At 35.5% G+C, this 12132-nt stretch carries 9 protein-coding genes and 4 tRNA genes; 1 reads left to right on the top strand and 12 read right to left on the bottom strand.

Going from position 1 to position 12132, the window contains the following annotated elements; translation table 11 throughout:
• Positions 1 to 73: 73 nt before the first annotated feature.
• The 6 genes from FFM61_RS04825 to FFM61_RS04800 all read right to left on the bottom strand — a co-directional run bounded on the left by FFM61_RS04825 (position 74) and on the right by FFM61_RS04800 (position 5784).
• Complete coding sequence (locus FFM61_RS04825; RefSeq protein ID WP_074427513.1) at positions 74 to 1117, bottom strand: PTS sugar transporter subunit IIC; 1044 nt, start codon at positions 1115 to 1117, stop codon at positions 74 to 76.
• A gap of 952 nt (positions 1118 to 2069) precedes the next feature.
• Positions 2070 to 3635 carry a ribonuclease Y gene (rny, locus tag FFM61_RS04820; RefSeq protein ID WP_074427512.1) on the bottom strand — a complete coding sequence of 522 codons (1566 nt, stop codon included), beginning with the start codon at positions 3633 to 3635 and terminating at the stop codon, positions 2070 to 2072.
• Between the two features lie 188 nt (positions 3636 to 3823).
• On the bottom strand, positions 3824 to 5413 hold the full coding sequence (locus FFM61_RS04815; protein WP_074427511.1) for an HAD family hydrolase: 1590 nt from the start codon (positions 5411 to 5413) through the stop codon (positions 3824 to 3826).
• A 79-nt stretch (positions 5414 to 5492) separates the two neighbouring features.
• Positions 5493 to 5582: transfer RNA gene (locus tag FFM61_RS04810), tRNA-Ser, on the bottom strand.
• Positions 5583 to 5587: 5 nt separating this feature from the next.
• Positions 5588 to 5661 (bottom strand) — tRNA-Met (locus FFM61_RS04805).
• Between the two features lie 33 nt (positions 5662 to 5694).
• Positions 5695 to 5784 (bottom strand) — tRNA-Ser (locus FFM61_RS04800).
• A gap of 214 nt (positions 5785 to 5998) precedes the next feature.
• Between FFM61_RS04800 and FFM61_RS04795 the strand changes: the two genes are divergently transcribed.
• On the top strand, positions 5999 to 6181 hold the full coding sequence (locus tag FFM61_RS04795) for a hypothetical protein (RefSeq protein WP_074427510.1): 183 nt from the start codon (positions 5999 to 6001) through the stop codon (positions 6179 to 6181).
• Positions 6182 to 6341: 160 nt separating this feature from the next.
• Here the strand turns inward: FFM61_RS04795 and FFM61_RS04790 are convergent.
• The 6 genes from FFM61_RS04790 to FFM61_RS04765 all read right to left on the bottom strand — a co-directional run bounded on the left by FFM61_RS04790 (position 6342) and on the right by FFM61_RS04765 (position 11777).
• Positions 6342 to 6425: transfer RNA gene (locus tag FFM61_RS04790), tRNA-Leu, on the bottom strand.
• Between the two features lie 124 nt (positions 6426 to 6549).
• Entirely contained in the window at positions 6550 to 8736 is a 2187-nt protein-coding gene (locus FFM61_RS04785; RefSeq protein ID WP_074427509.1) for a Tex family protein, read from the bottom strand.
• 1 nt (position 8737) lies between these two features.
• On the bottom strand, positions 8738 to 9184 hold the full coding sequence (locus FFM61_RS04780) for a hypothetical protein (RefSeq protein WP_074427508.1): 447 nt from the start codon (positions 9182 to 9184) through the stop codon (positions 8738 to 8740).
• A 112-nt stretch (positions 9185 to 9296) separates the two neighbouring features.
• On the bottom strand, positions 9297 to 9857 hold the full coding sequence (gene hpf, locus FFM61_RS04775; protein ID WP_074427507.1) for a ribosome hibernation-promoting factor, HPF/YfiA family: 561 nt from the start codon (positions 9855 to 9857) through the stop codon (positions 9297 to 9299).
• A gap of 152 nt (positions 9858 to 10009) precedes the next feature.
• Positions 10010 to 10435: a ComF family protein gene (locus tag FFM61_RS04770; RefSeq protein ID WP_137604609.1), complete on the bottom strand. Its 426-nt coding sequence runs from the start codon at positions 10433 to 10435 to the stop codon at positions 10010 to 10012.
• A gap of 241 nt (positions 10436 to 10676) precedes the next feature.
• Complete coding sequence (locus FFM61_RS04765; protein ID WP_240005971.1) at positions 10677 to 11777, bottom strand: helicase-related protein; 1101 nt, start codon at positions 11775 to 11777, stop codon at positions 10677 to 10679.
• Between the last annotated feature and the right edge of the window lie 355 nt (positions 11778 to 12132).

Here is a 12132-nt window from a genome sequence, read left to right as displayed (position 1 = left end):
TTTGTTAGCTATATATTTAAAAAACAGCTGTTCAGCGTATTAATTGCTTGAACAACTGTTTTTATTATCGTCATTAAATTTCTGGTAATTTTAAATCTTTAGTATCAACTAAGTGTAATTTATTAACGAAAATGTATTTCATTAATAATGCTAAAACAATAGGGATTACAAAGAAAGTAATTATAACCCGCATCCCTATTTGACTACCACTTGATTCATTCAATGCTGTAATGGGGCCAATTAATCCTGACATCCCAAACCCTGCTGAAAATGGTGTTCCGGCCATCTTTAATAGACTGGCAATACCTCCTGAAATTGCAGACGCAATTAGCACAGGAATAAATAATTTAGGTTTTGATAACATATTAGCCATTTGAATTTTAGGTGATCCCATGAAATGAGCGATGAATAACCCCCAAGAATTTTCTTTCATTCCCATAATCGCTAACACTAATGACGTTGTCACAATACCAGCATTAGCAGCCCCTGCACCAACTCCGGCCAAACCTATAGCAGTCGCAATTCCCACTGACGATAATGGCGATACAATTAAAATTGCAAATAAAGCCCCTAACAAAATTCCCATCACAAGTGGCGCCGTTGTTGTTGCTGCTTGAACAACCCTACCAATACTGTTTTGGATTGATACCATGATTGGTAAAGTCACTAATCCTAGCCCACCACCAACGACTAAAACAGCTAGTGGTTCAAATACTGCCCGCAATTGTCCAAGTATTTTATGGAAAAAAATCGTTACCAAACTAGCCATTAACGTTGTCAACATTATATTTAAGATTACACCTGACCCGCTAATTACAAACTGTCCATGCTGTGTCGTAACAACACCTGAAGCAATAAAAGTAGCTAATGCCATTGATGCACTCTCAATTGTTCCAAATCTCAATAAAATTCCTACAGCGAATGCTGCAATCAATGGCAAAGCACTCTGTGATAACATGACCATCATATTTAAAGTTTTTACAATTTCAGTTTGTGGCATTATAACTAATAATTGGCTAATTAACGCTGCTGGAATTAAAGCAATAATGATACCACTCGCATTACCATTCAAGATTGCTAATCCAAATTCTTTTTTACTCATTTTATTCATATTCATTCTACCTTTTCCCGTAATTTTACGACTACTCTAATTTAGATCTGCCCCTACCCAGTAATGATTACAATAAAAAAACTGGGTATTTATTATAAAATACCCAGCCCCTAATAAAATTCAATTTAATCTATCAATTAAATCGGTTATTATTTGGTTTCGGATATTTTTTATCCGAAACCTAGCAAAAAATGCTTTTGGTCATTTCGGATAGTCACCTAAAAAACCAAAAGTAATACTTCGTTTCAGTTGTTAACGTCATATTAATCATCATTTTTGCCCCTTTACTTAATTGATAATATTTATTTTAATCTATTTTTCATTTTTGTCAACATAATTTAATCATTTAAAATAAAAACACCGTATATCTACGGCGCTCTGTACATGAAAAGATGTACTTGATAGCTTTAAAGCAACTACCACGGGGAATACATATAGTATATCGACAATTAATTAAATATGCGAATAATTTGATTTTAATTTTTCTATAATAAAAAATCGCATTGCGTATCCGCAAAACGATTTGGTGTGGATGACGACCCACAAAATATTTTTTGATTGTGAAAGCGTTGATGTTGATATTGAGTCGTCTCATCACCCTCTTACTGCTCGAATAAAATTCTAATTATCATTCTATTTTTTCTGAAGGAGAAGAGTTTTCAGCAAGTTTTTTTGAAATTAATTAATAATTCGAACAGTAAGAGTGAAATGCGACATACCAACTTAACGGCCCCAATTCCGTTAATTACTTCATAATCTTGTTATTCGTATACGTTCCCCCGTATCTCTAACACAAATACTATTGTAAGCGTTTCCATTAGATTTGTAAACCTTTTTTTAGAAAAATTTCATTTTTTGTATTAACGATTACAAATCATATGTGTGCCAAGCATCATTTTACTAATACAAAAAGAAGCGTAAACATTTTCAATGTCTACGCTTCTTTTAAGTTATTGTTTTACTTTGCATACTCAATGGCACGCGATTCACGAATAACTGTTACTTTAATATGGCCCGGATAATCTAAATCATTTTCAATTTGATTACGAATATCACGAGACAATACAGTTGCTTCAATATCAGAAACAGCTGCTGGTTCTACAATAACACGAACCTCTCGACCTGCTTGAATAGCATACGATTTTTCAACACCATTGAATTCATTTGCGATAGCTTCGAGCTGTTGCAAACGTTGAATATAATTTTCCAAAGATTCTGATCGTGCTCCTGGACGTGCGGCTGAAATAGAATCAGCTGCAGCAACCAAAACAGCGATTGCAGATTCGGGTTCAACATCACCATGGTGTGAAGCAATCGAATTAATCACGACAGACCGTTCTTTGTATTTAGTTGTCAATTCGACACCTAATTCTACGTGCGAACCGTCTACTTCATGATCAATAGCCTTACCAATATCGTGTAATAATCCTGCGCGCTTGGCAAGCGTAACGTCCTCCCCTAACTCAGCTGCCAACAAGCCAGTTAGTTTTGCGACTTCTATTGAATGAACAAGAACATTCTGTCCATAACTTGTACGGTAGTTCATCCGACCAACTGTTTTCACGAGGTCAGGATGCATATTATGAATACCTAAATCAAAGATAGTTTGTTCACCAACTTCGCGAATATGCTCATCCATCTCTTTACGAGACTTCTCAACCATTTCCTCGATACGTGCTGGATGAATACGACCATCTGCAATCAACTTCTCCAAGGTATTCTTAGCAATTTCACGACGAACTGGATCAAATCCACTCAATACAACAGCTTCTGGTGTATCATCAATAATTAAATCAATACCCGTTACTGTCTCAAGAGCGCGAATATTACGGCCTTCACGACCAATAATACGACCCTTCATATCATCATTTGGAAGTGTCACGACTGAGACCGTTGACTCAGCCACCATATCAGCAGCAGACCGTTGAATTGCACTAACAACTAAGTTCTTAGCTCGTTTATCTGCCTCTGCACTGGCTTGTCCTTCACTATCCTTGATCATCACGGCTTGTTCAGCAACTAGTGCCTCTTTAGTCTCTGATAAAATGCGATTACGTGCATCATCACGAGTTAAACTAGCTACTTCAACAAGCTTTTCTTCTCGTTGTGTGACTAATTCCTCAGCACGTTTTTGCTTATCATTAACACTTTGGCGTTGATGATCCAATTTTGTTTCTTTGCTCGAAATGACTTCTTCACGTTTTTGTAGTGAAGCATCTTTTCGATCCAAAACAGATTCACGACTTACCAAACGATCTTCTTGTGATTTTACAGCAGAACGGCGTTCTTGTAATTCACCCTCAATACGTTGTTGGTAACGTTGGCTTTCGTCACGCGCTTCCACTAAAGCATTTTTCTTTAATTGCTCAGCATCAACAGCGGCCTGACTCGTTATGTCTGTAGCGGTTTGATGTGAAATGGTCAATGTATGGTTAATTTTTGTTTTAGCCACTTGATAACCAATCACACCACTAATTACGATTGCGACAAGCAACAACAGGATGATCATTAATGTGCTGTTCATCTTGTTTCTCCTGTCTAGAGAATTGACGTTTATGTCAAATCAATAGTGTTTTTTTGCGCTTATTAACACATAACTAATTTTAGGCTTTTACGCCCCATAAGTCAATACAACTAACTGATACTGTAAACAACAAAATAGCGCCATATCAACATTTTCATGATGAAATGGCACTATTTTAACTGTACAATTTACTTTATTTTTTTATTTTTAATTTGCAAGCGTAACATATAACTCATGACATAACGAATTATGACTGCAATAATTGGTGAAATATACAACCATGGTGAAATAAATATACCTAATCCAGCTGCTAATAATAACAATATAATAACTGGCAAACTAGCCCAGCGTAACATCTTTTTATCTATCTGAATTAATCGATCTGCAGTTGCCCAGAATTTCTTCAAGTCTGTCATTTTTTCAACATGAATATCTGCATTAAGATCAGGTCGATTAACAGCCACTGTAATTGCGTCTGTGTCCTCAGGTAAATTGTCTTGGTTAGTTACAAACATCGTATTTTTATTTGCTAACCATTCATCTAATTGTGCTTGTTTATTTTCCGGAGTCAAGTCACTCTTTATATCAGTCAATGAAGACATCATTTTTTTTAACGGTGCCGTTGCACCAACCGTATCACCAGAAGCAATTTTAACTGATAAATGACGTTTTATAAAAAAATCATTCAATGAAATTAATGATTTACTTAATGTATCACCAAAGGTAATAACACCAATTACTTGTAATTTATCAACAACATAGCTTACGGAATTACCCAAACTTTTATAAGTTGCTAATGCTTCTTCGTCAACAGCATAACCTTCTGCCAATGTCTGAGAAGCAGATAATACAGCAAAACGTTCATTGAAAACGACACCTCTCACACCTGCACCGAATAAAATTTCAGGTTCAGAAGCTGTTGAGGGGAAAATTGTGTGGTCTTCAGCGTATTTAATAATCGCCTGTGATAAACCAGATTTAGGCTCTAACGCTAGTATACCTGTTGCCAGTCCTAATATATCAAAGTCACTATAACGTTCATCTAATGACAAAATAGAATGAACAGTTACACTATCATGGGTTAAGACCCCTCTTTTTTCAGTCACAATCGTTGATACATTATGCAATTTTTCAATAACACGAACGTCTTTAAAGTTAATACCTTGTGCTGGTAAATCATCTAAACTTGTTTCTCGATGCCATCCAGCCCATAATGCTGGCCAATTTGCATCAGCTATTATTAATACTGACACCATTATTGTTAAACCATATACCCAACTAGCAGTCAAGCCAAAAAATAATAACGCATAGATGGCTAAAAATACAGTCATGATATTCAATCGATGTGTCGTTTTTTTCATTGGTTCATTAACAATAATTGACAAAGTCTCTCGTTGTAATAAACCTAGTGACCCCATCATGAATGACATACCCAAAAATAGCATTGGTAGCGTCATCGTCCACATGGCATGGTCTTTTAGGTTTATAAGATAAATCCACAATACAACTAGGTACCAAATTGTTTGCCCCAAAATTGGCAACCATAAAGTCACCGTCTTCATTTGTTTACTTTGATATAATGCTTGTTTTATCATACGATCGTCTAAATACACAATCATTACAGCGCCTAACCCAAACAGCGTCATTATCAAGTGGTTAATATGCGCTGTCACTAACGGCGATGTATTTAATAGCGTTGGTAAAAAAATAACAGCTAACAACGCTAACATAAACATCACGATTGCGTATTGGTAATATCGAATTTTACGTACCGGCATATATTAAACCCCTCGCATACTTAGAAAATGTCATGATTATAAAAATAACCGTGTCCAAGGGACACGGTTATCTTAAAAAAGGAGATGGAGGGATTCGAACCCTCGCGCCGGTTTCCCGACCTGACGGTTTTCAAGACCGTTCCCTTCAGCCAGACTTGGGTACATCTCCATTAATTGCGGGTGTAGGATTTGAACCTACGACCTTCGGGTTATGGGCCCGACGAGCTACCAGACTGCTCCAACCCGCTATAATATTAAAATAAAACATTTAATAATGTTTAAGGAGATAGGGGGATTCGAACCCACGCGCCGGTTTCCCGACCTGACGGTTTTCAAGACCGTTCCCTTCAGCCAGACTTGGGTATATCTCCATGTATGTAATTGATTAACACAACCACAAAGAATATCTTACCTTTTTAAGTCAAACATGTCAACACTTTTTTAATTGATTCAGCATAGATATCTTTCTATTTACAAAAATATCATAATTCGAGTATTATAATATCACATTAATAACGAGATAAAAAACATTTTGTTGTATAATGACATATCAAAATGGTTTAATTTGTTTTTTGGAGGAAAAATATGCTTGGATTAATTGGTTTGGCAGTTGTGATATTAGGACTTTTAATCTTAATACTAGGTAATAGTGCCCCACTTATTCGCTTATACTTTGGTGATAAAAGTGTCATCACTCAAATTATTTGGGGCAGTGTCTTATTCATTATTGGTGCGGTTATCTTGACTTACAACGCCATTAACATGTAATTTTTTGCTAATTTTAAAACAGTAAATTTGTAGCAAATGTTTTAGTAAATAATAATATTTAATAATTAGTTATCAGAAAAAACAGTATCTCCTAATAAACAAAGCCCTTGTTATATCAACGTTTCGTTAATATAACAAGGGTTTCTTAAAATCATCAATATGCGAACGAAGGGGGTCGAACCCTCACGGTATTTCTACCACAGGATCCTTAGTCCTGCGCGTCTGCCAATTCCGCCACATTCGCTTCACTATTAATACGTAAATAATGTTAGCAAATATCTGCAGTACATGCAACCGCCTAACTTTCACTTAATGACGTTATTTATCCTGAACAAAAAATTGGGACAAAAGAAAATGTCCCAATTTTTTTAATTATTTGCCTCAATCATTGACAACCCAATACGTTGTCTTTTTTTATCAATTTCAGTCACCCAGACTGTGACAATATCGCCAACAGCAACCACAGCATGTGGATTTTTTACATGTGCTTTTGAAAGTTTTGAAATATGCACCAGGCCATCTTCATGAACACCAATATCCACAAAAGCGCCAAAATCCACGACATTACGCACTGTACCCTGCAGTTGCATACCAACTTGCAAATCATCCATCGTCAACACGTCCGATCTTAATGTTGCCATTGGAGCATCATCACGTAAATCTCGACCGGGTGTAATCAATGAGTCAATAATATCATGCAACGTGGGATAGCCGACATTAATTTTTTGCGCAAAGGAATGTGTATCTAGTTGACGCAATTTTTCTGCAGCATGTGGTCCCAAATCTTCAACACCTGCCTCCAGACAAATCTGTTCAGCAATTTTATATGATTCCGGATGAATATCAGTATTATCAAACACATTTTTACCACTGGGAATCCGTAAGAATCCTGCTGCTTGTTCATATGCTTTAGGGCCCAGTTTTGCAACTTTTTTTAACTCAGTCCGTGCCCTAAAACTCCCATTTTCATTACGGTATGTCACAATGTTATTGGCTGTGGTACTCGTTAAGCCTGCAATATGAGTTAACAATTGTGGTGACGCAGTATTTAAGTTAACCCCGACTTGATTAACTGCTGTTTCTAATACGTGATCTAATTCCAGAGATAGCTCTTTAGTTGGTAAATCGTGTTGATATTGGCCAACCCCCACAGCTTGTGGATCTATCTTAATTAATTCAGCCATAGCATCTTGTATACGACGAGCAATCGAAATAGCTGATCGTTGTTCTACCGGTAATTCCGGAAATTCAGATCGTGCGACATCACTAGCCGAATAGACTGATGCACCAGCTTCATTAACAACTACATAACGTAGATTTGGCAAATCTTTTTTTATAATATCAACAATAAATTGCTGTGATTCACGTGAAGCCGTCCCATTACCAATAGCAACCAATGACACATCATATTTATTAACTAACTTAATTATTGTATCCCGTGCATCTTTTGGATTATATTTTGGGGCCTTATGCGGATAGATGACCGCTTTATCCAAAAATTGACCGGCTTTATCTACAACAGCTAACTTTGAACCCGTACGAATTCCCGGATCAAATCCCAATACAACTTGTCCTCGTAATGGGGCTGCCATTAATAAATGATATAAGTTAGTCCCAAAAATTTTAATTGCGTCTTGACTGGCCTGCGTAAACAAATCTTTTCTAATTTCACGTACAATAGCTGGTTTAATAAACCTTTTATAGGCATCCATAGCCGCTGTATTCAAAATATCGGCAGCTAACCCTGTTTTAGTCCCAACTAAGCGGAATTTAAAGTAGCGATTAATCGCTTCCTCATCAGTAGTAATATTACCTGATAATACGCTTTCACTTTCACCACGATTAATTGCTAAAACTTGATGATTTTGTACCTTTTTTAAAGGCGTATCAAACTCATAATATAATTCAAATACCCCTTGCTCATCTTTTTTATCAGCACCACGCTTTAATTTAGATGCCAAATGACCATTTTTATAAGTAAATTGACGTACCCAATCACGAAGCCCTGCATTTTCCCCAATCACTTCTGCAAAAATTTCATGCACTCCTGCAAAAACATCTTCACTAGTATTTAAATCTTTTGCTGGATTAACATATTGCATCGCTTCCGATTTCAAATCAACATCTGGAATGGTTTGGATTAACTGCGCAAATAGCATCAGTCCTGCCTCTTTGGCAACAGTTGCTTTTGTTTGTCGTTTTTTCTTATAAGGTAAATAAATATCTTCAATTTTTTGTAGAGAATCTGCTGCTACGATCGCTTTATTGAGCGATTGTGTCATCATTTTTTGTTCACTAATTGCTTTATAAACCGTTTGTTTACGATTTTGGATTTCAGTTAATTGTTTGGTAACGGTTTGAATATCACGAATTTGGACTTCATCTAAATTACCCGTTGCTTCTTTACGATATCGAGCAATAAACGGCACCGTATTCCCATCGTTCAATAAGTCGGTCACTGCTTGCACTTTTTTTGTAGGCAATGTTAGTTGCTCACCCACTTTTTGTGGCACGTTAATCGTTATTATATCATTCGTTTGGTCTAAATCTGCCATTTTATTTTGTTCCCATAGTAAAAATACGTCGAACTTGCGCAAAGAACTTATCTAAATAGACATCTTGATCTTTTTCTGATTGTTTAAACGCCGTTAGCTCAACCTGTTTTGTTTTAGTATCTAAAGAATCAGCCATCATCTTAGTTGCACTTGTATATGCTGTAAATAATTGTTGTATGTTCTTGTGAGCCCCAATAAATCTAACCGGAGCTGACATACGATTTAATTTTTCTACAACGTCTTGATACACTTCTACCGTGTTTTCAAACTCTGTTGCTATTTCTAAAAATTCTTGATCTGACAACTCTGAAATTCTATTAGCTTTTATTGCCTCATCTAATTTTTCAAAATAAGGTGCAACATGATTACCAGCTTCTTCAATGGCTTCAATATCCCCGCCTAATAAGACACTGTATTGTTGCATCGTAATAAATTTTTTCTTGGGCATCATTTTTCTCCTATAATACAAAAAGACTAGGAAAAATCCCCAGTCTCAATCGTTTCAATTTAATTAATTGTATGATTTAAATTTCCTATCTTAAATTATACAATATTTATTCTTAATTTAATGTATCAATTAATGCATATTTACCATCTCGACGCTTGTAAACAACTGCTGGTAAATCAGTCTCAGCATCTTGGAAAATGAAGAATTCGTGGCCTAACAATTCCATTTGAAGAACAGCCTCTTCAACATCCATTGGCTTCAAATCAACATGCTTTGTACGTACAATGTTCAATCCGTCTTCTGACTCGTCATCAGTCGCTTCAGGTTCAACCATGAAATCAGTATTTTCTAATCCCTTGTAACCCTTTTCGCGAGACTTACGGTTAACCTTAGTCTTGTACTTACGAATTTGACGTTCTAATTTCTCAGAAACAAAATCAACAGTTTGGTACATATCTGTTTGTGTATCTTCTGCACGTAACAATAAATATGGTAATTGAATAGTTACTTCTGTCTTAAAAGTACCTTCTTTGTATGAGCGTACATTAACACGAGCAATATAATTAGCTTCTGTGTTCAAGTAACGTTCTAAACGTGAAACACGCTTTTCGATGTACTCTGACATTGCATCAGTGATTTCAATATTCTCACCACGTACCTTAAATTCTAGCATAATCCCGTCTCCTGTCTAACTGAATTTGCAAGATATTAATCCCCAAAATCTATATCTTACCCTACCGAAGTTTTAAATTTGTATCCCTCCGGTAGTTATATTGTAACACATTAATAATAAAAAAAGAAAGCGTTATCATTTAATTGGTATCATTATCGTGCTAACGTTATTGACGTTACATCTCGTGCACCAGCATCTAATAAGCATTGTGCTGCATGGCGTAAAGTGCGACCAGTAGTATAGATATCATCCACTAAACAAATCTTTTGATTACAGATATATGCCTGAGAAACAGCCAGTTGAAATGGTTGTTCCGTTTTTAGACGTTCCTGTCGATTCTTTTGTGACTGTACCTTTTTATTAGAATAACGACATTCTAGTAATTCTGCAAATGTTAAGTCTTCTAACCGACCAACAACTTGATTAAAGCCTCGTTGTGCATATGTTTTATCTGTAACTGGAATCGGCACGATCTGATCAACATCCATCGTTGCTAATTTCTGTTGTATTACATCTTTAAAAACCAGACGTAAATGATAGCCACCACTAAACTTATAGCTTTTAAAATATTCTTTCATTTTAAAATTATATTTAAATAAAGCTTGATTTTTAATTTTTGGATAGCCTTGTTTAAACCATTGTAAGCAATCTTGGCAATATTCTTGGTTTATCTTTATCTGACACTCTAGACATCCGGTTATGGGATTAATCATTTCAAATTCATTCCAACACTCCTGGCAGATTATATCTTGTTTAACTAACGATAAATTAAATAACATATTTAAATTCCAATCATTTTTAATAACTTGTTGGCATAATTCACACATCATATTTCTTACCCAATATATTTAAATAATTTATTTCTGCTTTAGCAGTCATAAGTTGCTTTGTTTTCTCTCTGGCATATACGGTAACGGTTCCTGTTGGCCTTTCTAAACTACGACCACAGCGACCGGTAATTTGAATTAATGTCGTTACTGTAAAAATATTTTCATCTCCGCCAAGAATTAAAACATCAATTCCTTTAAAAGTTACCCCACGTTCTAAGATAGTTGTTGTGATCAAACCATCAATTTGTTTATCACGCATGGCTTGAACTTTTTCTAATCGTTTTTCATCTGTCGCATAAGTACCTAATACATTAATACCCGTATGTTTTAATTGTGTTACCACCCTTTCAACATCTGCTACCTCAGGCACAAATAATAAAAATTTAATTTTAGTTTGTTTTAAATACGTTATATGTTTAATCATTTTAACTGGTAATTTACGGCGCCAATTTTGTATGATTTTAATTGTTATATTCGGTAACTCATATCCATGAAACCGTCGCGGTAACGTTGAAAATGCTATTACCCCCTGTTTTACTAACTTTTTTAAGTGTCGATTTAAAGTAGCAGTCAAATAAAATTTAATTCCTGTTTTTTTCAAAGCTTGCTCTGTAGCATAATTTAACATCGTATTTTCTGCATATGGGAATGCATCTACTTCATCAAGTACAATAACATCAAATGCTTCTTTGAAAGCCATCAATTGATGTGTCGTTGCAATTACTAATTGTGTATAATAATATTCATCTGTACTACCACCATATAAGGTTACAAATGGGATTCTAAATGTATCTTGTATCCGTTTTTTTAATTCAATGACGACATCAATACGGGGAGCTACGATCGCAATACGCATATTATCTTGGATTGCCTTGGTTATCATTGGAAATAACATTTCTGTTTTACCAGCTCCCGTTACTGCATAAGTCAAATGAGAAATATTTTTTTCTAAAGCAATTAATTGTTGTTTAGAAACTGATTCTTGCGATGGTGTTAATTTTCCTTTCCAAATGCAAGGACTTTCACTGTGCTTAAAATTGTTTGGATCTGCTAAAGTTACTAAATAATCATTCGATGTAATTCGCCCCATTTTTTCACACCCCCAGCAATAGCTAACATTGTTGGGTAATTCCCATACCTTTAAAATTTCACTTTGACATCGTGTACACTGCCCATTTAAGATAGCCGGAAAAATTGTCGCATCACTTGGTAGTGCATGAATATTGTCTTTTGTGCAAACTACATATCGACCATATAATAAAGATTTGTCATGAATTTTCATCACGTTACCTCCTCTTTATAAAGACGTTATTATCTTTTTTTGTACACAAAAAAGGGCTCACATTTTACTGTGAACCCTTTTTACTTTGCATCGCGACGTCCTATCCTCGCAGGAGGCGATCCTCCAACTACTTTTGGCGCTACTGAGCTTAACTACTGTGTTC

The organism is Weissella hellenica (assembly GCF_005405545.1).
Classification (GTDB): domain Bacteria; phylum Bacillota; class Bacilli; order Lactobacillales; family Lactobacillaceae; genus Weissella; species Weissella hellenica.
The sequence above is the reverse complement of the archived record's forward strand: the minus strand, read 5'-3'. Positions and strand labels throughout refer to the sequence as shown.